Raw genomic sequence first — 21,355 nt, forward strand, 5'->3', positions numbered from 1 at the left:
CGCAACGTCAAGACCGGCGCTTCCGCCGCGCGCGGGATTGGCCAACAATTGCCGACATGCCTCTGTTACCGAGGCGGCCACTGTTCTCTTGAAGAAAAATGATTCCAAGGTGTGAGCAATCTCCGGATTGCGAGACCGGCGCGGGTCGCCTCAATAACCCTGGGCAACGTTGGGTTGCCGATCCGGCCACCCGAACTGCGGTTGGTCTCCGAAATTCAAGTTGATTGTGGCCGGGTCGATAACGCGCGTATTCCTGATCGGGCTCGGATATCTGCCGCTGGTGGTACTCCATGGTCTGGCCACCAGCCTCGGCAGCTTGATGTGGTGGCTGCCCAACAAGCGCAGCCGCATCGCGCTGCGACACCTGGACCTGTGTCTGCCCGAACTGCCTGAATCGGAGCGCCGCCGCATCGCGCGTGCGTCGCTGATCCACTTCGTCAAGGCGATCCTGGAAGCACCGGCGATCTGGTTCGGGCCCGAGCGGCGCCTGCGTGCCTGGCTCAACGATCCGCCTGCGGCCGCGCAGCTTCGCCAGGTGACGTCTGCTGGCGGCGCCATCCTGTTGTGTCCGCATATCGGGTCCTGGGAACTGGCCGGGATGTTCTGCGCGTCGCTGGGCGGCATCACCTCGTTGTACAAGCCGCAGAAAGGCGCCATTGATGCCCTGATTCTGGAAGGCCGTGCGCGCCTGGGTGCCAACCTGGTGCCGACTACCGGGGGCGGTGTGCGCGCGTTGCTGCACGCATTGCGTCAAGGGCAGATGATCGGCGTGCTGCCGGACCAGGATCCGCCCCAGGGTTCGGGCGTATTTGCGCCGCTGTTCGGCATTCCCGCGCATACCAGCGAACTGGTCAGCAAGCTCGCCGCGCGCAGCGGCGCGCCGGTGTGCTTCTGCTACGCCGAGCGTCTGACCTGGGGGCGCGGCTTTCGATTCCACATCGTGCCGCTGGGGGTCGAGGTGGCGGACGCTGCGGGCGGCGCCGCCGCGCTCAATCGTGGCATCGAGTCGGTTCTGACCCATCTGCCAGAACAGTATTGGTGGAGCTACAAGCGTTTCCGACGACTGCCCCGGGGCATCCAGAGTCCCTACCGCCGGAAGCGCCTCTAAGCGCCCCCGATCACACTTCAGGGAATTTGATGCCGGATTGGGTGAGCAGGCCCGGCGCCCGGGCAGCGATCGCGCCCCAGAACAGCAGCAGAATGAAGCGCTCGGCCTCGCGCTTGATCTGTGCGTGATTTTCCGGGCGCTCCAGGTAGTCCATGGAGAAGAACACCATCTGACGCACGATCACGCGAGCCACTCCGATCAGCTCTTCGGGCGTCACCGCCGGCAGCTTGAGCACGCCGAGCAGATCCTCGGTCATGTCCTGGGCGATGCCTTCGAGCAGGTCCTGCATGGCCTTGCGCATGATCGGGCTGGTGCCGTGCAGCTCGCGGATGCCGACGGTGTAGGCCTCGCGGTGGTCCATCACGAAGTCCAGCACCAGGCCGACCGACTCGCGAGCCAGCGCCTGCGCCTCGTTCAGGCCCTTGGCCGGATCGCTGAAGTCCGACAGACGGAAACCCTTGGCGGCAGGGTGCATGCGCCGCTCGCGCAGGCCAGAGCGCAACTCGGTTCCGAGATCCTTGAGCATGGCCACGCCCAGGTCGTCGAAGTCTTTGAAGTGACGATAGAAGGTGTTGGGATTCAGGCCAGCATGCCGCGCCACTTCGCGCAGGCCCAGGCTCGCCAGGCTGCGGGTGGTGGCGGCCAGTTCCAGCGCCGCCTCCATGATCTTCTGGCGGCCGCTCGGCGGTCGCTCTGGAGCCCCTTTTTTGGGCGGTGATCGGCCTACATTTTTCGCCATATCAAATACCTATGATATTTACATCGCTCAATGGCACAGACGGTGTTGACGTCTAAGTAGACACTCGTCTACATTGCCAGTAGACGATTGTATACCGACCGCGGGCCGTTGCCCCGGGAACTGCACAAGCAAGGGTTTCGTCGGCCCGAGGAGCATAGAGAAATGAACACGTTGAAGTCCGTGAAGTCCGCCACCCGCAACGCGAAGTCGGAATCCGTGATGCCGACGCGCCGCGACCTCAACTTCCCGCTGCCCGCCGAGCGCGTGCACGACTGGGTTGGCGATGGCCAGGGTAGCGTGCACTTCACCCACCTGATGAACACCATGAGTTTGGTCATCCCGGTCGGCGAGCGCTTCTTCATCGACGCCGTACGCCATTACCGCGACCAGATCCAGGACCCGGAACTGAAGAAGGCCGCCACCGCGTTCATCGGCCAGGAGGCCATGCACGGTCGCGAGCACGACGAGTACAACGCCAAGATGTTCGAGCGCCTGCCGTCCGCCGCGGTGTTCGAGAAGCGCGTGAAGAAGCTGCTCGACCTGTTCGCGCAGAACACCTCGCCCGCGTTCCGCCTGTCCGGCACCATCGCGCTGGAGCACCTGACCGCGATCATGGCCGACGGCCTGCTCAAGGAGCCGCGCATCGCCGCTGATGCCGAACCGGGCTATCTGGCGCTGTGGAAGTGGCATGCGCTGGAAGAGACCGAGCACAAGGGTGTGGCCTACGACGTGTGGGAAGCCACGCAGGGTCGCGGCCTGAAGGCCTACACCATCCGTGCGTTCGGCCTGGTGCTGGCGACCACGATCTTCTGGGCCATGGTGCTGCCGCATTACGCGAACTTCGTGCGCCAGGAAGGCAAGCTGAGCGACGTCAAGGGCTGGCGCTCGTTCTACAAGATGGCCATCGGCGAGGTCGGCTTCCTGCGCAAGATGGTGCGCCCGTGGTTCGCGTACTTCCGCCCGGACTTCCATCCCTGGGATGACGACAACAGCCACTACCTGGAAGGCATCGAGCAGTTCAGCGCGCCGTATGCGCGTCGCGCGGCGCCGTTGGCGGCGGCTGCGTAAAGCGCTTCACGCCCCGCGTCGAAACCGGCGCGGGGCGTCATTCCATCCGGCCGGAGGAGAATCTTGGCCAAGCAGAAACTCACCACGAACGCGGCCGCCGTCGTCACCGGCGCCGGCAGCGGTATCGGCCGCGCGTTCGCGCTGGAACTTGCGCGACGCGGCGGACGCATCGTCTGCGCGGACATCAATCTCGCCGCGGCGCAGGAAACCGTCGCGCTGGTCGAGGCGGAGGGCCAGGCCGCAACCGCGATTGCCTGTGACGTCTCCAAGCTCGCCGAGGTCGAGGCGCTCGCCGCAGCGAGCGAGCGCTGGCTCGACGGCCCGATCGACATCGTCATCAACAACGCCGGCGTCGGCGCGGGCGGCAAGCCGGTGGGCGAGACCTCGATCGAGGACTGGAACTGGGTCCTCGGCGTGAATCTCTACGGCGTGATCCACGGCTGCCACGTGTTCACGCCCAAACTCAGGGCCAACGGCCGCGGCGGAATCATCAATGTCGGCTCCACCGCCAGCTTCGCGGCCGCGCCGACCATGGGCCCGTACAACGTCTCGAAGTCCGCGGTGCTTGCGCTGACCGAGACCATGGCGGCGGAATTCCAGGGCAGCGGCCTGCACATCACGGCGCTGTGCCCGACCTTCGTGAAGACCAACATCGTCCGCGACGGCCGCATCGCCGCGGGCGCCTCGGGCTTTGCGCACAAGGTCATGAAGTGGACCGGCATCGAGGCCGAGGGCGTTGCGAAGCTCACGCTCGACGCGCTGGATCGCAATCAGCTCTACGTGCTGCCGCAGCTCGATGCACGAACCATCTGGCGCATGAAGCGCCTTGCCCCATCGCTGTACGCGCGCGGGACGGGTGTGCTGAACCGCCTGCTCGCCGCAAAGACTGCCTGAGGAGAACACCATGCAACTCGACGAAACCAAGATGCTGGCGAAGATCAAGGCCAGCCAGTGGGCGCTCGCGGACATCGACTGGGACGCGCCGGGCCGCGAACTCGTGACCGAAAACAAAGAGCTGTATCCCAAGCTCAAGGCCTTCATGGCCGACCTGATGTGGATCGAGCATGTCGGCGCGCGCGGCTTTGCCGCGATGGCGAAGAAGGCGCCGAACGAGACGCTGGCCGAGATCTATCGCTACTTCCACGCCGAAGAGCAGAAGCACGCGAACGCCGAGATGGCGCTGATGAAGCGCTGGGGCATGCTCGACGGCGACGAGTTGCCCGAGCCGAACATCAACATCCGCCTCGTCGTCGAGTGGCTCGACACCTACGCCGACCAGATGCCGCTGTCGGTGCTCGGCTCGGTGATCCCGATGCTGGAGATCACACTCGACGGCGCGCTGTGCAAGTTCCTGCTCGACACGGTCGAAGACCCGGTGTGTCACACCGCGTTCAAGCACATCAACGACGACGAGTCGCGCCACCTCGGCGTGGACTTCCACGTGCTGGAACTGCTTGGCCACGGCCCGCTGTATCGGCAGGGCATCGAGTTCATCGGCCGCATGCTCGATCCGCGCCTGCTGCTGGGCATCGCGTCCTACCTGCCGCTGCTCAACAAGATGCGCGACAACCTCGTCGAGCTGGGCCTCAAGGAGGAGAAGCTCTACGACGCAGTGCGCAAGTACGAGCGTGTCGGCGGCACGCCGGGCGGACGCCGCAATCCCTGGTTCCAGCTCATCTCGCGCCAGGGGCGCTGGGTGATCGACCGCGGCGTGCGCGCCTACCACGTGCCGGTCGACACGCTGGTGAAACTCACCGCGAGAATTCCGGCGAAGGCGCTGCCGCGCGTGCCGACCTGGGTCAATGAGCTGACCTGGAAACCAGCCGCGTAGGGCGGGCCGCGCCCGCCAACTGCGCTCTGCCGATCAACCGAACAACGCGGGCGGGCACGGCCCGCCCTACCTCCCTACGGAGATTTGCGCTGTGAACGACATCCGCCTGCCCAGCTTCAAGCGCCGCAAGAAATCCGATGCCGCCGCGAGCGTCGATCTGCCGAAGTCCGATTCGCGCGTGGTCGACGTGCTGATCGTCGGCGCCGGCTTCGCGGGACTCGGTACCGCGATCCGTCTGCAGCAGGCCGGTATCCGCGACATCGTGATCCTGGAGCGCGGCAGCGAGGTCGGTGGCACCTGGCGCGACAACCAGTATCCGGGCGCGGCCTGCGATATCCCGTCGAACCTGTACTCGTATTCCTTCGCGCAGAACCCGGAGTGGACGCGCGGATTTTCGGGCAGTCGCGAGATTCTCGGTTATGTGCATCAACTTGTGCAGCGCTTCGACCTGGCGAAGTTCGTGCGCTTCAATCAGAACGTCACCAGCATGGCGTTCGACGAGTCCGCCGGCGTCTGGAACGTACAGACCGCGGGCGGCGAGACGCATCGCGCGCGCAGCGTGGTGATGGCGCAGGGCCCGCTGAGCAATTCGAGCTGGCCCAAGATCGCCGGCCTGGAAACCTACGAAGGCCACAAGATTCACAGCGCGCGTTGGGATCACAGCTACGACTTCACGGGCAAGAAGGTCGCCGTGGTCGGCACCGGCGCGAGCGCGATCCAGATCGTGCCCGAGCTGGTGAAGCAGGCGGCGCAGGTCAAGGTGTTCCAGCGCACACCGGCCTGGGTGATGCCGCGGCCGGATTACGTCTCGCCCGCGTGGAGCAAGAAGCTGTTCGTGCGCTTCCCCGCCGCGCAGACCGCGTTCCGCGAACTGCTGTACTGGGTGCACGAGTCGATGGCGGTAGGCGTGGTGTGGACGACGCCGGTCACCACCCTGTTCGAGCGCCTCGCCAAGCTCTATCTGCGATCCGAAGTGAAGGACGGCTGGCTGCGTCGCCAGCTCACGCCGGACTTCCGGCTCGGTTGCAAGCGAATTCTCATTTCCAACGACTGGTACAAGAGCTTGCAGGCACCGAACGCCAAGCTCATCACCTGGCCGATCGCGAATCTCTCGCCGAAGGGCATCCGCACCGTCGAAGGCATCGAGCACCAGTTCGACTGCATCGTGTTCGCCACCGGCTTCGACGTGAGCAAATCCGGCGCGCCGTTTCCGGTCAACGGTCTGAAGGGTTGTCAGCTCAACGACGAGTGGTCGCGCGGTGCGCAGGCCTACAAGAGCGTGAGCGTGTCCGGCTACCCGAACCTGTTCCTGACCTTCGGTCCCAATTCCGGCCCCGGGCACAACTCCGCGCTGGTCTACATGGAAGCGCAGATCGACTACATCGTGCAGGGCGTCGGCAAGCTGCTTGGCGAGAATCTCAAGGTCCTGGACGTGAAGCCCGAGGCGCAAAAGACCTATAACCAGGGCATCCAGAAGCGCCTGATGCGGACCAACTGGAACAGCGGCTGCAAGAGCTGGTATCTGACCGAGGATGGCTACAACGCCACCATGTATCCGGGCCTTGCAACTCAGTTCCGGGCGCAGATGGCGCGCTGGAACCCGCAGCATTACCGCACGATTGCCGTTTGAGGTCTCATTCAGCGCCCGGCAGGGCGAAGTGCAGCACCGGGAGGGCAGGCGACATAAGCTAGACGGCCTTCTGTAACGGTGGTGATGTAGCGAGATGAGAGTTTTTCATTGCGATGGCTGTGGGCAGACCGTATTTTTCGAGAACTCGGTCTGCGTGGCTTGCGAGCGAACATTGGCCTATCTGCCGGAACTCGGCGCGATGGCGGCCCTGGAGCCGCTGGACGACGGGACCTGGCGTTCGCTGGCGCCGGCATCCGACGGTGCGGAGGTGCGCTTGTGCGAGAACGGCATCACCCACGCCATCTGCAACTGGGCGGTAGCGATGGAGGACGCCGATTCACTGTGCAGATCCTGCCGCCTCACGCAGATGCTGCCGGCGCTCGACGTGGGCGGAAACCTGGAGGCGTGGCGCAAACTGGAGGCGGCCAAGCGTCGCCTGGTCTACACCCTGCTCGATCTGGGCCTGCCTCTGGACGGGTTGCGTTATCGCTTCCTCAGCGATGATGGCGACGACGTGCAGGGCAGCGTGCTGACCGGGCACGAAGACGGCATCATCACCATCAACATTGCCGAAGCGGACGACCTCGAGCGCGAGCGTCGAAGGCTGAATCTGCACGAGCCTTATCGCACCTTGCTCGGACATTTCCGCCACGAGGTCGGCCATTACTACTGGGATCGCCTGATTCGCGATGGTGATCGCCTGCAAGCCTTTCGCGAGTGTTTCGGTGACGAGCGTCAGGATTACGCCAGCGCACTGCAGCGGCATTACGAACGCGGTCCCGCACCGCAGTGGCAGGCCAGCCACGTCAGCGCTTACGCCAGCGTCCATCCTTGGGAAGATTGGGCCGAGACCTGGGCGCATTACCTGCACATGCTGGACTCGCTGGAAACCGCGGTCCGCTGTGGCGTGCGCATCCGTCCGCAGCGCGACGACGAGCCGAGTCTGACGAGCTGGGATGGCACGCCGCTGGAGCAACGTCCGTTCGATATGCTGATCCGCGAGTGGCTGGCCCTGACCTACGTGCTCAACAACCTCAATCGCAGTCTGGGACTCGCCGACGGCTATCCTTTCGTGCTGGCCGAGCCGGTCATTCGCAAGCTGCGCTTCATACACGAGAACCTGAGGCCGGCCGCCCCCCCGAGCGCGGTCGCGAATGGCGTCGCGCCGTGATCGCGCTGCCATCGATGGACTGAGCCAGTCGATCCGGGCCGATGGATCTGCAGCACTGTCACAACGTCGATGACCTGCGCGCCCGCGCCCGCCGACGCCTGCCGGCGCCCCTGTTTCACTACATCGACGGCGGTGCCGACGATGAATGGACGCTGCGTCACAACACGCAAGCCTTCGACGACTGGAACCTGCTGCCCTCGATCCTGCGCGATGTTTCCCGCATCGATCTGAGCACTCGCGTGCTCGGCTGCGATCTGGAGCTGCCGTTCTTCCTGGCGCCGACCGGCATGTCGCGACTGTTTCACCACGATAAGGAGCTGGGCGCTGCTCGCGCTGCGCATCGCTACGGCACGCTGTACTCCCTGTCCACACTCGGTACCACCAGTCTTGAGGACGTGGCCCAGGTGCCCGGCCCGAAGATGTTTCAGGTCTACATTCATCGCGATCGGGGACTGACCCTGGAGTTCGCGCAGCGCTGCAAGGCCGCCGGATATGCCGCCCTGTGTCTGACCGTGGACACGCCGCTGGCCGGAAACCGCGAACGCGACCGTCGCACCGGGATGATCATGCCGCCGCGGCTCGGCCTGCGCAGTCTGCTCAGCTTCGCGGCCTCGCCGCACTGGGCTTGGCATTGGCTGCGCGATCCGGACTTTCGCCTCGCCAACGTCGTGCACCGGGTCGATGCCCTCGCCGGCGGCGCCATGGGCCTGATCGATTACGTCAACAGCCAGCTCGATCGCAGCGTGAGCTGGCGCGATGCCGAGTGGTTGCGCGCCCAGTGGGATGGGCCGCTGGTGATCAAGGGCATCGGCACGGCGAGCGACGCCCGACAGGCGCTGGCGGTGGGAGCCGATGCGGTGATGATTTCCAACCATGGCGGACGGCAGCTCGACGGCACGCCGGCTCCGATCGAGGCGCTGCCGGCGATGCGCGAGGCGGTCGGCACCCGGCTGGAGTTGATCGTCGACGGCGGCGTCCGCCGCGGTACCCACGTGCTCAAGGCGCTCGCGCTCGGCGCCAACGCCTGCAGCATCGGTCGTGGTTATCTCTACGGCCTGGCCGCTGGCGGACAGGCCGGCGTCGAGCGCGCATTGCATCTGCTGCGCGAGGAGCTGCTGCGCGACATGGCATTACTCGGCTGCACACGTATCGACGAGTTGGGCCGCGCCCAGGTGCGGCGCCGGGATGGCCGCACCGACGTCGAGGTATGACGCGCGCGCCGGCCTGAAACGCTCAGCGGTAAGCTGCGGGGCGACGTGCTGTCCCTATTTCATGCGAAGAGTCCGACACCATGAGCGCATCAGACTGCTGGATCGACATCGCCGCCGAAGGCGGCAGGTTTCAGGCGTACCTGGCCACGCCGCCGACCGGGAGCGGACCCGGCATTCTGCTTATCCAGGAAATCTTTGGTGTAAACGCGCACATTCAGGCAGTGGCTGCCCAGTACGCCATGGATGGCTACACGGTGTTGGCACCCGACGTGTTCTGGCGGCAGCGGCCAGGGGTGCAACTGGGCTACGACGGCCAGGATTTCGCGCGCGGTATCGAGCTGATGCAAGGCCTCGATTTTCCGTGCGCGCTGGCGGATTTGACCGCTGCGCTCGCAGCCCTGCGCGAACGCCCGGAGTGCAAGGGGCCGGCGGCGGTCATGGGTTATTGCATGGGCGGGCGCCTGAGCTTTCACGTCGCAGCGCAGACCGACGTGGATGCGGCGGTCTGCTACTACGGCGGTGGTATCCCCTCGGTACTGGATCTGGCGCCGCAGATCCGCGCGCCGATCCTGTTTCACTTCGCGGAGCAGGATCGCTTCATTCCGCTCGAAGGGGTGGAGGCGGTGCGGCAAGCCTTTGGACCGCGCGACAACGCCATGGTCGAGGTCTACGCCGGCGTGGATCACGGCTTCAACTGCTGGGCGCGCGGCAGCTATGACCAGACCGCCGCGGCACTGGCGCGCGGCCGCACCCTGGCATTTCTGGCCACCAATATGCCCTCCTCCTAGGAACTCGGGACGCACCCGCCGCCATGCATTCCGCGCAGCTGGAGGTCGCTCCGGCCGGGCGGGCGCCCCCGCCACAGGATGAGGGCGGTCCCTAGTTTCTTCGCTTCGGGTCGCGGCGCAAACTGGCCAACACTCAAGGATCGGCTTCGGGCCAGATCGGATGTCGCCCAGGCGGAGGAGACGATCATGCAACTAGGAGCCTGCCCCATCTTCCAGGCTGTCGCCCGTACCAACGACGCACCGATCACGGCCTGGTCCTTCTGCGACGACAACGCTGATCATGCCGAGGAGAAGGCGCGCAATTGCATCGGCGGCTACCGGCGCTCGGTGATCGATCACGATGAACCAGTCGGCGATCGCTTGGGCAGGACCAAGGAGCAAGTCTGATGGCGACCTGGATCGTGACCGGAGCAGATCGTGGCATCGGAGCGGCGATCTGCGCACAGATCGCCGCGCGCGGCGACACCGCGATCGGGGCCTGCCTGGAGGACGCGCCTGCATTGAGCGACAAAGGCGTCGAGGTCGCGGCGGGCATCGACATCACCTCGGCCGCAGCGGTGCGCAAGCTGGTCGGACAGATCGGCAGTCGCGGCGTCGACGTGCTGCTGCACAACGCCGGGCTGGTGGTCGAACGCAAGCTGGGCGAGTTCGACTACGACATGTTCCAGCGCGAATTTGCGGTCAACGCCTTGGGACCGCTGCGCGTCACCGAGGCCTTGCTGCCGAGGATGGCTGCGGGCGGCAAGATCGGGTTGGTGACCAGCCGCGTCGGCTCGCTGAGCGAGAACGGCAGCGGCGGCTTGTACGGTTACCGGATCTCCAAGGCGGCGGCGAACATGGCCGGCATCAATCTCGCGCATGAGCTGCGCCCGCGCGGCATTGCGGTGATCTGCCTGCACCCGGGCAGCGTGCGCACGCGTATGACGGCGGGCTTGAGCGATCAGACCACGGTCGGAACCCTGATCGACCCCGATGAATCCGCGCGTGGGCTGATCGCGCGACTCGACGAGCTGAGTCTGGAAACGACGGGAACGTTCCGTCACGCCAACGGCCAGGCGTTGCCCTGGTAGCCGATTTCAGCGGCCGCAAGTGCCGCGACCTGAGGAGAGTTGCATCATGATCACACTGTATGGATATCTGCCGGCCTGGGGCCTCTCCGACATGAGTCCCTATGTCTCCTATACCGATGCCTACCTGCGCATGGCGGAAATTCCGTTCAAGGCGGTGATCCTGGAAAAGGGCGATCTGGCCAAGACCCCCAAGGGCAAGCTGCCGTGGATCGTCGACAGCGACGGCACCAACGTGGACGACACCCAACTCATCCAGTACTACCTGGAAGACAAGTACGGCGACAAGCTCGATGGCTGGCTGACCAAGGAGCAGAAGGCCACGGCCACACTGATCCACCGCATGTTCGGCGAGTGCTGGTACTGGATGGCGGTACAGACGCGCTATCGCCGCGACCAGGATTTTGCGATCTACGACCCGCTGTGGGTCACCTTCCTGTCGTGGCTGCCGGAAGAGCAGCGCCGCGCGCCGGTCGAGGCCTTCCGCGACAACCTGCTCACGCAGTTCTGGTTCCACGGCACCGGGCGCAACAGCGAGCAGGATGTCGAGTTCATCTGTCGCAAGCTCACCGATGCGATGTCCGATCTGCTCGGCGACAAGCCCTATCTGTTCGGCGATCGGCCGTCGTCGCTGGACGCGAACATGTATGCCGCGCTGGGCCACTGTGCGATGACGCCGTTCCCGAGTCCGATCGGTCAGTACATCCGGGCCAAGCCGAATCTGGCGGCCTTCCTGAAGCGCGTGTTCGACAAGTACTACCCCGAGCTGCGCAAGGATCGTGAAGCGGCCGAGGCCTACCTGGCGGAAAATCTCAAGAAGCCGCGGCCTAACGACGAGCACGCGGACCATCGCCTGCGTAGCCTGTTCGATCCGGCCAAACCGAAATTCAGAGAGGTTTCCTGACATGCAAGGCAAGCTGGATACGCGTAAGGCGCTGATCTCGGGCGGTGCCTCGGGCATCGGCGAAGCGACTGCAAGGCTGTTCGCCAGCGAGGGCGCGGCGGTGTTGATCGCCGACATCGACGACGCCGGCGGCGAGCGCGTGGTTCGCGAGATTCGTGAGGCCGGCGGCGTTGCGCATTACCGCCGCGTCGACGTGACCGACCGCTCCGCAGTGCGGCGCATGGTGCATGACGCCGCCGACACGCTCGGCGGCCTCGGCATCCTCTTCAACAACGCGATGACCAATCCGAGCGCGGATTACAGCGAAGACGAGCGCTGGAACCTGATGCTGGAAAGCGGCCTGTCGGCGTACTGGGCGGCGGCAACCGAGGCCGCGCCCATCCTCGCGCGCTCCGGCCACGGCGCGATCGTCAGTAATGCCTCGATTGCCGGCGCAAGACTCGGCATCGAGTTCGCGAGCGAGGCCTACAGCGCGGCCAAGGCCGGTGTGCTTGGGCTGTCGCGCAAGCTCGCCAAGCGCTTCGGGCCGGAGGGCGTGCGCTCCAACGCGATCTGCCCCGGCATCATCGAGACGCCGCGCTGGCGCAGTCCGGGACAGGCGGAGCCGCAGTTTGCCCGGCGCTGGCGGCAGATGGCCCCGCTCGGTCGCTTCGGCAAAACCGACGAGGTTGCCAGGCTGGTGCTGTTCTTCGCCAGCGACGATGCGTCCTACATCACCGGCCAGGACATTGCCATCGACGGCGGCTTCACCACTGCGATGCGCTTCGAGTCGGTGGACTTTCTGGCCGATTGAGCGGCCGCAGCCCACGCGGCTCACGGGTCAGGTCGGCACCGCCGGCGGCGTCTCGACGAACCCCCGGCGGCGCCGCCCACCGTTCGTTGCGCGCCTCTTCGAGCAGCCACGCCCGGAATGCGGCAACCGAAGCATCCTTCACCGCGTCTTCGGAGTGGACGAGGTAGTAGTCCGCGTTGACGCGCAGGCTCAGCGGGAAGGGCATGACCAGCCGGCCGGCGGCCAGATCGGCCGCCGCGACCACCGGGATGCCCAGCACCACGCCCATGCCGTCCGCAGCGGCCTCGATCGCCATCGCCACCTGGTTGAACGTGGGACCACGGCGCCCGTGCAGACCTTTGACCCCCGCAGCGTCCAGCCAGACGCTCCAGTTGGGGCGGTCGGTCGCGGCCGATTCCGACCCCATCACGTAATGCAACAAGGTGTGGTGGCGCAGGTCGTCCGGCGTTTTCAGCGGATGTTCGCCTTCGAGCAGGCGCGGATGGCACATCGGCGTGACGTAGGCCATGAACAGGCGCTCGACCGCGTAGCCGGGGTAGTCACCGTCGCCGGAGCGGATCGCCAGATCCGCCTCCTCGATCAGGCTGCCGGTATCGCCGGTATCTTCTCGCACGATATCGATCAGCGTGCCTTGCGCGGTGATCCTCAGATCGATGTCCTGATGAGCCGCGGTGAAGCGATGCAGGCGGGGCGCCAGCCATTTCGCAGCCAGAGCCGGCGGCGCGGCCACCGTCACCCGTCCGGCGTTCTGGGCGCGACGGACCGTGGCCACCGCGTCCGCCAACTGCTCGAAAGCTGTCGACAGCGGTTCGATGAAGGCCTCGCCCGCAGGCGTCAATTCGACCCGGCCCGGCAGGCGGCGAAACAGGCTGACCCCCAGCGATTCCTCCAGGGCCCGCACTTGGTGGCTGATCGCCGCCGGCGTGACGTGCAACTCCGCCGCCGCCCGTCGCAGGCTCATGTGCCGGGCGGCGGACTCGAAGGCGCGAAGGGCGTTAAGTGGAGGGAGGCGCATGGCTTTCGTGCTTAGATTTCCTAATGCTGGAATCAAGAACAAATCAATTGATGCACTGCAGCATCGAGGAGTAATGTATCACCTGTCGGATACGCCACTGCGGTTCCCCCTAGCCTCGGCGGCATCGGTATTCGATCGGTTAGACCATGGGCAGCATTGAGGAAAACTCAATCTGACCATAGTTCTAACCACGATCTCCTCCAGTCCCGCGCAAAGCGGGACCGCACTCAAGGCCACCGCAAGGTGGCCTCTTTTTTTGGGGCTCCCCGGTTGAAGGCAGCCTTGAATTGAATCAAATCGCGGCGCCGACCTGACCTTCGATTTTCGCCCGCGATCACGGTGAGCAATTCTATCCGGCGAGACCAGCAGAATTCATTTGCTGCACTGCAGCATCAAGTGCACAATGGGCTCACTGAGATTGATGGCAAACGGTGTCACGTCCTTTGCCGATCACCTCAAGTCGCGCCGCGCATAGTTCTTGCTTTGAACTTGAACAAGTGCCGTCGCCTGCGACGCACCCGTCTCCTCCAGTCCCGCGCAAAGCGGGACCGCACTCAAGGCCACCGCAAGGTGGCCTCTTTTTTGGTGCGTGTGGGCGACTGGCTACCGACGCGACTGGTAGATCGACGACTCGAACTGGTGCAGCAGGTCCACCACCGGCCCGTCGTAGAACGGCAGGATCTGCGTCATCAGCGCGCCGGTAACCTGCGCCGTGGGGTCGATCCAGAAATAGCAGTTGGACAGCCCCGCCCAGGACAGGCTACCCGCCGAGCGACCCTGCGCCGTCTTGCCCATGTTGATCAGGAAGCTCAGGCCCCATTTGCAGTTCACGCCGGGGTGGAAGTCCACGGGATTGGAGTAGGGCCCCGCCGCCGGCAGAGGGGTGACGTTGAGTTCGCCCATCTGGTTTTGCGCCATGTCCGCTACGGTCCTGGCTTCCAGCACCCTGACGCCGTCGAGCTGTCCGCCACCCATGATCATGCGGGTGAACCTCAGATAATCGGGCAGCGTGCCGTAGAGGGCATGCCCGCCCATGTCCAGCGGCGCGTTCTGGTCGACCTCGAACGGATAAGGCACCAGATTGCCTTCCGGCAGGCGGGCGTGCATGCCGGCCAGCCGTTGACGTTGCTCGGGGGTGAGGCGAAATCCCGTGCTGTCCATGCCCAGCGGCTTGAACAGGTTGTCGCGCATGAAGTCGCCCAGGCGCTGCCCGCTGACTTCCTCAACCATGCGGCCGGCCCAGTCGATGCCGGGGCCGTAATCCCATACGGTGTCGGGATCGTGCAGCAGCGGCCGGTTCAGGGTGGCCTGCGTGCCCGACAGGATGTTGTCTATCCCGCGCGATTCCAGTTCCTGCGCGGCGACCGGGTTCCAGATCTCGTAGCTGAAGCCGGCGCTGTGGGTGAGCAGATTGCGCAAGGTCACGTTGCCGCGTGCCGGGCGCAGGCGCGGGTTGCCCGCGTCGTCAAAGCCTTCCAACACCTGCGGATTTGCAAGTTCCGGGCAGACCTTGCCCGCGGGTGCATCCAGCGACAGCTTGCCGCGCTCCACCAGTTGCATCGCCGCGGCGCCGGTCACCGCCTTGGTCATCGAAGCATACCAGGCGACCGTGTCGATGGTCATCGGCGCAGGCTGCCCCAGGCTGCGCGCGCCGGAGGCGCCCTCGTAGATCACGCCACTGCCGTCGGCGACCGTGGCGATCACCCCGGGGATTTTGCCGCTGGCGGTGGCCTGGTTCAGCAGCGTGTCCAGGGTGGTGCTCAGACTCATCGGTCTTCTCCTTTGGTTGTAGCTATGGGTACGTTGCCCGCTGGGTTCCCCGGCTCAGGGTTCGCGCGGGATGGCGGCGCGAAAGCGGCTGCTGAGCTCGCGTGCGCTGCCGATCTCGAGTTTGCGCAGAATGTTGGCGCGGTGCACGTCCACCGTCTTGGGACTGATGTCCAGCTGGCGACCGATCTGTTTGCTGCTGCCGCCATCGAGCATCTGCTTGAGCACCTCGCGCTCGCGCGCCGACAGCCTTGCCAGGCTGGCGTCGTAATCACAGCGGCGCAGCCATTCGCCGTGACGTTCCAGCGCGTGCCGGCGTGCGCGCTGGATGCAATCCAGGAACTGCTGCGGGTTGAAGGGCTTCTGCAGGAAGTCGAAGGCGCCGAGCTTCATCGCCCGCACCGCGCTGGGAATGTCGCCATGTGCGGAAAGGAAGACGATGGGAATGTCCGGCCGACGCTGCACCAGACGCTCCATCACTTCCAGGCCGGACAGGCCGGGCATGCGCAGATCCAGCACCACGCAGGCGGGTAGGTTCTCCGCATCCAGCGCCGCCAGGAAGGGCTCTGCCAGGGCAAAGGCCTGCGCCTGCAGACCTACCGACTCCAGCAACCACGACAGGCCGCGGGTGACGTCGTCTTCGTCATCGACCAGGAAAATGCGAACTTCGGCGTCCATCAGCAAGCGGGCAGTGCGGTGGGCAGGGTGACGCGAAAGCTTGCGCCGCGCTTGCGCCGGTTATCCAGTTCCAGCTCGCCGCCGTGCGATTCGACAATGGTACGGCACATCATCAGCCCCATTCCGAGCCCGCCGGACTTGGTGGTGGTGTAGGGCTGGAAGATCGATTCGTGCAACGACGGGGGTACGCCGGGGCCGTTGTCGCTCACCTGTATCCGAACCCGGCGACGGGCGGCGCGGGTCACCCGCAGATCGATGCGCGGGGTTCGGGTGCCGGTGCCGCGCATGGCCTCGACCGCATTCAGGATCAGGTTCACCAGCACTTGCTGTAGCTCCACGCGGGTGCCCTGCAGCTTGGGCAGGTCGGGATCGACGGCGATGCGTACCACCGCGCCGTTCTCGCGCAACTGCAGCTGCAGCAGCTCCAGGGTGGCGTGCACCAGCGCGTCGAGGTCGATCTCCTCGTTTCCGGGACGATGCCTGGCGATGAAAGCGCGCACGTTGCGCACCACGTCGCCGGCCTGATGCAGATGCAACTGGATGCGGCTCAGCGCCTCCTGTGCGTCCGGCCGGGTGCGCAGCTCCGGCCCCAGCCGGTGTTCGATGCCGGCCGCGTAGCTGATGCAGGCATTGAGCGGCTGACCCAGCTCATGGGCCAGAGCCGACGCGAACTGGCCCATCATCGAAAGCCGCGTGGCGTGCGCCAGTTGCTGCTGCTGGCTGTGCTCGCGCGCCCGCGCGCGACGTTGTTCGGTGCGATCCAGGAACACGATGGCACAGCCCAAGTCGCGCACCGGCACGCGCACGCCGATCACGTCGAACCACAGCGGCTTGCCGCTGGCCTGGGTCCAGCGCACGGTGAGGTGTTCGACGCGACGGGTGACGCTGGGCGAGCAGGTGCCGATGAGCTCGCGCAGGCTGAGCACCGCGCCGTCGCGCAGCACGGTGCAAGGGGTGCGGCGCGACAGCGTATCGAAGCCGGCGAGGTCGGCGGCGCCGAAGAATTCCTGCATCGCCGGATTGATCTCCACGAAGTCGCCGGCGGCGTCGGTGATGACGATGCCCAACGGGATATTGCGGATCAGCACGCGATACTTCTCGCGGCTTTCGATCATCGCGCGCTCGGTGTCGCGGCGGCGCTCCACTTCCAGCTTGAGCGCTGCATTGGTCTTCTGCAGGTTGAGCGTGCGGCTTTGCACGATCTGTTCGAGGCGCTGGTTGGCGCGTGCCAGTTGGTCCTCGGCGTGCCGCGACGCCGACATGTCCTGCACCACCCACACCGACGGCGAGTTCGGATCGGCGGGGTCGATCTTGCGCCCGGCGATCAACCCCCACAGCAGCGAGCCGTGGCGTGTTACCAGCGGACGCTCGTGCACGTAGCGGTTATCGCGGGGGAAATCCTGCACCACGCGTCCGACTTCTTCGAAATCCTCCTGTCGCGCATAGACCATACGGACCGACTGGCCGGTCAGCTCGCCGGGGCCGTAGCCGAGCATTTCTTCCATGCGCGCGTTGACCCGCAGGAAGCGACGTTCGTGCATGAAGCAGATGCCGACCAATGCATTGTCGAACACCTGCTCGTAGATCAGCCGGTCGGTGTCGGCTTGCAACGCAGCGGAATCGGTCAAGGGGCGGCCCATGGCCGGATCATCGGCAACCGCCGATGGCGCGCGCAAGCGCTTGGCCGCTGCGGCGATGTCTTCCGGGCTAGGGCGCGTCCGGGTATTCGCAACTGGCGGCAGCGACGATCATCGGACGGCCGTGCTCAAACGACATTTATTCGGAAGTCCCGACCATGCGCATCATCGAATTCTTCGACCGCGGTGTGCACCTCGATCCACGACGCGCCTGTCTCAAAGATGCGCAAGTCTCGCGCAGCTATGCCGAGGTGCAGAAACGCAGCTACCGCATCGGTCACGCCCTGATCGCCGACGGGCTGGCGCCACAGTCCAGAGCTGCGGTCTACAGCCCCAACGCTGCAGTGGCCTTCGAGTGCGTGCTCGGCATCCTGCGCGCCGGCGGCGCCTGGGTCCCGGTCAACGCCCGCAACGTGGCGGACGAAAACGCCTACATCCTCGACAACTGCGATGTTGAAGTGCTGTTCTACCACTCGGAGTTCGAAGCCAACATCGGCCTGTTCCGCGCGCACTGCTCGCGCCTGCGACGCACCGTGTGCATCGATCGCGCGACCGACGCCTCGCCTTTCCTGGAGGACTGGATCGCCACCGCGCCCGATACCGATCCCGATGTGCCGGCGCGGCGCGACGACCTGGCCACCGTGTTCAGCTCCGGCGGCACCACCGGCAGACCCAAGGGCGTGCTGCTGTCGCACCTCAACTGGGAGACCATGATTGCCAACTTCTACAGTTCGCTGCCGGTGAGCGAGCCGCCGGTACATCTGGTGGTAGCCCCCATGACCCACGCGGCGGGTGCCGTCGGGATGACCTTGATGGCGAGCGGGGCAACGCAGGTCATCCTGCCGCACTTCGACGCCGAACGGGTGATGGAGGCGATCCAGAACGAACGGGTGACACATCTGTTCCTGCCGCCCACCGCCATCTACGTGCTGCTCGCGCACCCGCGGCTGCGCGACTACGACTATTCCTCGCTGCGGGCCTTCATCTACGCCGCCGCGCCGATGTCGGTGGACAAGCTCAAGCAATGCCTGGAAGTGTTCGGGTCGGTGATGGCGCAGACCTTCGGCCAGACCGAAGCACCGATGCTGTGCACCTGCCTGACCCAGAACGATCACCAGGTGGTCGGCGACCCGGCGCGCGAGCATCGCCTGGCCAGCTGCGGCCGTGCCACGCTGTTCACTCCGGTGGCGGTGATGGATGACGACGGCCATCTGCTGCCCAACGGCGAGCGCGGCGAGATCGTGGTGCGCGGCAACCTGGTCATGCTCGGGTATCACAAGAACGAGGAGGCCACTCGCGAGGCCTCCGCGCACGGCTGGCACCACACCGGCGACATCGGCTACATCGACGGGGACGGCTTTGTTTATCTGGTCGACCGCAAGAAGGACATGATCATTTCCGGCGGCTTCAACGTGTACCCCAGCGAGATCGAGCAGGTGATCTGGTCGCATCCCGCGGTGCAGGACTGCGCGGTGGTCGGCGTGCCCGACGACAAGTGGGGCGAGGCGGTCAAGGCCGTGATCGAACTCAAGCCGGGCGCAGCGGTGGGCGCCGAGGAAATCCTGGCGCTGTGCAAACGGCAGCTCGGTAGCGTCAAAGCACCCAAGAGCGTGGAATTCTGGGACAGCCTGCCGCGCAGTGCGGTGGGCAAGGTGCGCAAGAAGGATATCCGCGAGCATTTCTGGAAAGGGGCAACTCGGAACATCTAGCGTCGCCATCGCAGGCACGAAAAAGCCGCACACCGCGTTGCCGGGCGCGGCTTTTTTTGTGCCCGTAGACGCCCTGGCAGGCGACATCGGCCGCACCTGAGACGGCCGCACGTGTGTTTCCCGATAAATTGTCCTACAGTGTCGACCAACAACTTTGAGCTGAACTTGTCAGGCAGGCGCTCTAGGGTTTCCCTAGGCCGACCTGAACCGATAACGAAAAGCGCGCCGATCAGGGCCCGCGATACACGGGGGATTCATGCAGCACTGAGCGACACCATCGAGGTTCGCGGGCGACCGTGGGCGCAAGACTCCCGGCACGCGCGACCTCCCCAGCGAGGAGAAAACGATGTTCAGCAAGCCAGGCAGGCGTCACGGACGTATCGCAGCCGTCATCATTGCGGCGATCGGCGGCATCACGGCCGGTCACATGGCCACAAATGCGGTCTACGCGCAGGAGCCTGAACAGGCTCCACCCGAAGACCATCAGGTCACCTGGAGCCTCAGCGGCCTGGTCCGCTACGAGGCCGCCTTCAAGACCACCAGCGACGAGAACATCGTCAACCAGCGCGGCAACCCCTTCAACGGGGTCGAAGTGCAGCGCGACAGCACGGCGCTCGGCGGCGGCCCCGACACCGTCATCCGTAACGGCGAGCCTGCCGACAACGACTGGAATCTGATGCAGTTGCGCACGCAGCTGGACCTGTCGGCCGGCCTCACACCCAACCTGCGTTTCTTCGGGCGCCTGCGCGGCATCTACGATCTGGCGCCGTACGACGAATTCGATCCGGACGCCGTCGGCAGCCAGGCGGCCGGCTTCAACTACCAGGAGCCGGAATACTTCGAGTACGACAGCTTCAACAACGGTGGCAGCCAGAACCTGCTGGAAATCGCAGGCGAGAAGTTCATGATCGACCTGCCGTCGTTCTATCTGGATTACCAGCGCGGCCCGCTGCTGGTGCGGGTGGGCCAACAGCAGATCGCCTGGGGCCAGGCCCTGTTCTTCCGGGTGCTGGATGTGCCCAACGGCCTGGACCTGCGGCGGCACCTGTTCCTGGACTACGCGCCGGAGGAATACGCCGACGAGCGCATCGGCTCACCGGCGATCCGCACCACCTGGCAGGCCACTCAGGAGTGGGAGGTGGACGCCTTCGTGCAGAAGTTCCAGCCCACCATCTACCCCAATGCCAACACCCCGTACAACGCCATCGCCTCGCAGTTCACCATCCGTGATCGCTACGACGACTACGACGACAAGCTCAATACAGGACTGCGCCTGCGCGGCAGTCACGGCCAGTGGAGCACCCAGTTCGTCGCCGCGCGTCGGTACAACCCGGACGGCGTATTTCGCTGGACCGAATCGCAGGTCAATCGCGACCTGCCAGATGCGCCGGGTAGCGGCGCGGTATTGCAGGACACGGCGTTCGAAGTGGACTCCACCGGCGTGCAGTCGGCGCGCGAGTGGTTCACCTTCGCCGGCAACGCGCGTCTTGACGGACTTGAAGGTTTGAACGCCAGCATCACCGAGTTCCCGGCAGCGGCGCTGCTCGGCGCCGCCGCGGTGCCCACCATGGATCTCGCATCTGCCGAACTGGATCTGTTCTTCCAGCTTTCCGGAGGCCTGCGCGGGCATCTGGCACGGGAGTACATGCGCGAGACCAACCTCGGCGCCGGCGTGGGTTATGTGTTCAACGCCGGACCCGGTTCGTTGCTGGACCAGCTGATCGTCAACTTCGAAGCCTCGTTCACGCCGGATCGCAAGTTCACCAATACCACGCTGTCGCGCGACTACATCGAGGAAGACGAGTGGATCACCGCGCTGGTGGTGGAGAAGTACCAGCGCTTCAGCCAGCACGTGCCGGCGACGTATCTGGTGTTCCAGTGGATGCACCGCACCGAGTCCGATCTGTACGGCCGTCACCTGAGCGGCATGGGCGGTAGCGCCGACATGGTCGCACCGGGTGTCAGTGGCGGCTGGAATGGGCTGGTGTTTGCGCTGCAGCAGCCGTCGCCCACCTTGACCTGGCGCTTCGACGGGGCGCTGCTTTACGACACCCGCGGTGGCCTGCTGGTCCAGCCAGCGCTGAAATGGTCGCCCAACACCAAGTACACGGTGGAAGCGTTCTACAACTTCCTCGACGGCGACATCGGCGGTGCCGACCCCAACGAGAACATCATCCAGACCCTGGAATACGGTGACGAGCTGGGCATCCGTATCGCCTACCAGTTCTGATGCCGGAAC

At 65.3% G+C, this 21,355-nt stretch carries 19 protein-coding genes; 14 read left to right on the forward strand and 5 right to left on the reverse strand.

The genetic code is table 11. The features are described from left to right. The first annotated feature begins 226 nt into the window (after window positions 1–226). Window positions 227–1,108: a lysophospholipid acyltransferase family protein gene (locus ACOOHP_RS01845; protein ID WP_420464761.1), complete on the forward strand. Its 882-nt coding sequence runs from the start codon at window positions 227–229 to the stop codon at window positions 1,106–1,108. Window positions 1,109–1,118: 10 nt separating this feature from the next. On the opposite strand, the gene ACOOHP_RS01850 is transcribed toward ACOOHP_RS01845, so the two are convergent. Then, window positions 1,119–1,772, reverse strand: coding sequence for a TetR family transcriptional regulator (locus tag ACOOHP_RS01850; RefSeq protein ID WP_420464762.1), 654 nt, complete (start codon window positions 1,770–1,772; stop codon window positions 1,119–1,121). 237 nt (window positions 1,773–2,009) lie between these two features. Between ACOOHP_RS01850 and ACOOHP_RS01855 the strand changes: the two genes are divergently transcribed. From ACOOHP_RS01855 to ACOOHP_RS01905, 11 genes are all read left to right on the forward strand, one after another. Beyond that, on the forward strand, window positions 2,010–2,915 hold the full coding sequence (locus tag ACOOHP_RS01855; RefSeq protein WP_420464763.1) for a metal-dependent hydrolase: 906 nt from the start codon (window positions 2,010–2,012) through the stop codon (window positions 2,913–2,915). Window positions 2,916–2,975: 60 nt separating this feature from the next. Then, window positions 2,976–3,809 carry an SDR family NAD(P)-dependent oxidoreductase gene (locus ACOOHP_RS01860; protein WP_420466930.1) on the forward strand — a complete coding sequence of 278 codons (834 nt, stop codon included), beginning with the start codon at window positions 2,976–2,978 and terminating at the stop codon, window positions 3,807–3,809. A gap of 10 nt (window positions 3,810–3,819) precedes the next feature. Beyond that, window positions 3,820–4,746 carry a ferritin-like domain-containing protein gene (locus ACOOHP_RS01865; protein WP_420464764.1) on the forward strand — a complete coding sequence of 309 codons (927 nt, stop codon included), beginning with the start codon at window positions 3,820–3,822 and terminating at the stop codon, window positions 4,744–4,746. 178 nt (window positions 4,747–4,924) lie between these two features. Beyond that, window positions 4,925–6,376, forward strand: a complete 1,452-nt coding sequence (locus tag ACOOHP_RS01870) for a flavin-containing monooxygenase (RefSeq protein ID WP_420466931.1) — start codon at window positions 4,925–4,927, stop codon at window positions 6,374–6,376. A gap of 94 nt (window positions 6,377–6,470) precedes the next feature. After that, a complete protein-coding gene (locus ACOOHP_RS01875) occupies window positions 6,471–7,547 on the forward strand; it encodes a zinc-binding metallopeptidase family protein (RefSeq protein WP_420464765.1) in 1,077 nt (358 codons plus the stop codon). A gap of 41 nt (window positions 7,548–7,588) precedes the next feature. Next, the gene (locus ACOOHP_RS01880) at window positions 7,589–8,758 is read left to right on the forward strand and encodes an alpha-hydroxy acid oxidase (protein ID WP_420464766.1); all 1,170 of its coding nucleotides are present in this window, start codon (window positions 7,589–7,591) and stop codon (window positions 8,756–8,758) included. 80 nt (window positions 8,759–8,838) lie between these two features. Beyond that, on the forward strand, window positions 8,839–9,546 hold the full coding sequence (locus ACOOHP_RS01885) for a dienelactone hydrolase family protein (protein ID WP_420464767.1): 708 nt from the start codon (window positions 8,839–8,841) through the stop codon (window positions 9,544–9,546). Window positions 9,547–9,732: 186 nt separating this feature from the next. Continuing rightward, window positions 9,733–9,933, forward strand: coding sequence for a hypothetical protein (locus ACOOHP_RS01890; protein ID WP_420464768.1), 201 nt, complete (start codon window positions 9,733–9,735; stop codon window positions 9,931–9,933). Then, the gene (locus tag ACOOHP_RS01895; protein WP_420464769.1) at window positions 9,933–10,616 is read left to right on the forward strand and encodes an SDR family oxidoreductase; all 684 of its coding nucleotides are present in this window, start codon (window positions 9,933–9,935) and stop codon (window positions 10,614–10,616) included. The genes ACOOHP_RS01890 and ACOOHP_RS01895 overlap by 1 nt, the downstream gene beginning before the upstream one ends. 46 nt (window positions 10,617–10,662) lie before the next feature. Further along, the gene (locus ACOOHP_RS01900) at window positions 10,663–11,517 is read left to right on the forward strand and encodes a glutathione S-transferase family protein (RefSeq protein WP_420464770.1); all 855 of its coding nucleotides are present in this window, start codon (window positions 10,663–10,665) and stop codon (window positions 11,515–11,517) included. A 1-nt stretch (window position 11,518) separates the two neighbouring features. After that, window positions 11,519–12,310: an SDR family NAD(P)-dependent oxidoreductase gene (locus ACOOHP_RS01905; protein WP_420464771.1), complete on the forward strand. Its 792-nt coding sequence runs from the start codon at window positions 11,519–11,521 to the stop codon at window positions 12,308–12,310. Here ACOOHP_RS01905 and gcvA read toward each other — a convergent pair. From gcvA to ACOOHP_RS01925, 4 genes are all read right to left on the reverse strand, one after another. Beyond that, the gene (gene gcvA / locus ACOOHP_RS01910) at window positions 12,264–13,325 is read right to left on the reverse strand and encodes a transcriptional regulator GcvA (RefSeq protein ID WP_420464772.1); all 1,062 of its coding nucleotides are present in this window, start codon (window positions 13,323–13,325) and stop codon (window positions 12,264–12,266) included. The two genes, ACOOHP_RS01905 and gcvA, sit on opposite strands and share 47 nt — an antisense overlap. A gap of 603 nt (window positions 13,326–13,928) precedes the next feature. Next, window positions 13,929–15,095, reverse strand: a complete 1,167-nt coding sequence (locus ACOOHP_RS01915; RefSeq protein WP_420464773.1) for a serine hydrolase domain-containing protein — start codon at window positions 15,093–15,095, stop codon at window positions 13,929–13,931. Between the two features lie 54 nt (window positions 15,096–15,149). Further along, window positions 15,150–15,770: a response regulator transcription factor gene (locus ACOOHP_RS01920; protein ID WP_420464774.1), complete on the reverse strand. Its 621-nt coding sequence runs from the start codon at window positions 15,768–15,770 to the stop codon at window positions 15,150–15,152. Next, on the reverse strand, window positions 15,770–17,410 hold the full coding sequence (locus ACOOHP_RS01925; protein WP_420464775.1) for a PAS domain-containing sensor histidine kinase: 1,641 nt from the start codon (window positions 17,408–17,410) through the stop codon (window positions 15,770–15,772). The genes ACOOHP_RS01920 and ACOOHP_RS01925 overlap by 1 nt, the downstream gene beginning before the upstream one ends. 155 nt (window positions 17,411–17,565) lie before the next feature. Between ACOOHP_RS01925 and ACOOHP_RS01930 the strand changes: the two genes are divergently transcribed. Both ACOOHP_RS01930 and ACOOHP_RS01935 read left to right on the forward strand, forming a co-directional pair. Next, a complete protein-coding gene (locus ACOOHP_RS01930) occupies window positions 17,566–19,116 on the forward strand; it encodes an acyl-CoA synthetase (RefSeq protein ID WP_420464776.1) in 1,551 nt (516 codons plus the stop codon). 346 nt (window positions 19,117–19,462) lie between these two features. Beyond that, window positions 19,463–21,346 carry a DUF1302 family protein gene (locus ACOOHP_RS01935; protein ID WP_420464777.1) on the forward strand — a complete coding sequence of 628 codons (1,884 nt, stop codon included), beginning with the start codon at window positions 19,463–19,465 and terminating at the stop codon, window positions 21,344–21,346. Window positions 21,347–21,355: the final 9 nt, after the last annotated feature.

Origin of the sequence: Panacagrimonas sp. (genome assembly GCF_965216805.1) — a bacterium.
Classification (GTDB): Bacteria; Pseudomonadota; Gammaproteobacteria; order Nevskiales; family Nevskiaceae; genus Panacagrimonas.

Coding starts and splice junctions, on each gene's coding strand:
- ACOOHP_RS01850 (WP_420464762.1), bottom strand. CDS start 1,772: ATGGAGGCGGCGCTGGAACTGGCCGCCACCACCCGCAGCCTGGCGAGC.
- ACOOHP_RS01855 (WP_420464763.1), top strand. CDS start 2,010: ATGAACACGTTGAAGTCCGTGAAGTCCGCCACCCGCAACGCGAAGTCG.
- ACOOHP_RS01865 (WP_420464764.1), top strand. CDS start 3,820: ATGCAACTCGACGAAACCAAGATGCTGGCGAAGATCAAGGCCAGCCAG.
- ACOOHP_RS01875 (WP_420464765.1), top strand. CDS start 6,471: ATGAGAGTTTTTCATTGCGATGGCTGTGGGCAGACCGTATTTTTCGAG.
- ACOOHP_RS01880 (WP_420464766.1), top strand. CDS start 7,589: ATGGATCTGCAGCACTGTCACAACGTCGATGACCTGCGCGCCCGCGCC.
- ACOOHP_RS01885 (WP_420464767.1), top strand. CDS start 8,839: ATGAGCGCATCAGACTGCTGGATCGACATCGCCGCCGAAGGCGGCAGG.
- ACOOHP_RS01890 (WP_420464768.1), top strand. CDS start 9,733: ATGCAACTAGGAGCCTGCCCCATCTTCCAGGCTGTCGCCCGTACCAAC.
- ACOOHP_RS01895 (WP_420464769.1), top strand. CDS start 9,933: ATGGCGACCTGGATCGTGACCGGAGCAGATCGTGGCATCGGAGCGGCG.
- ACOOHP_RS01900 (WP_420464770.1), top strand. CDS start 10,663: ATGATCACACTGTATGGATATCTGCCGGCCTGGGGCCTCTCCGACATG.
- ACOOHP_RS01905 (WP_420464771.1), top strand. CDS start 11,519: ATGCAAGGCAAGCTGGATACGCGTAAGGCGCTGATCTCGGGCGGTGCC.
- gcvA (WP_420464772.1), bottom strand. CDS start 13,325: ATGCGCCTCCCTCCACTTAACGCCCTTCGCGCCTTCGAGTCCGCCGCC.
- ACOOHP_RS01915 (WP_420464773.1), bottom strand. CDS start 15,095: ATGAGTCTGAGCACCACCCTGGACACGCTGCTGAACCAGGCCACCGCC.
- ACOOHP_RS01920 (WP_420464774.1), bottom strand. CDS start 15,770: ATGGACGCCGAAGTTCGCATTTTCCTGGTCGATGACGAAGACGACGTC.
- ACOOHP_RS01925 (WP_420464775.1), bottom strand. CDS start 17,410: ATGGGCCGCCCCTTGACCGATTCCGCTGCGTTGCAAGCCGACACCGAC.
- ACOOHP_RS01930 (WP_420464776.1), top strand. CDS start 17,566: ATGCGCATCATCGAATTCTTCGACCGCGGTGTGCACCTCGATCCACGA.
- ACOOHP_RS01935 (WP_420464777.1), top strand. CDS start 19,463: ATGTTCAGCAAGCCAGGCAGGCGTCACGGACGTATCGCAGCCGTCATC.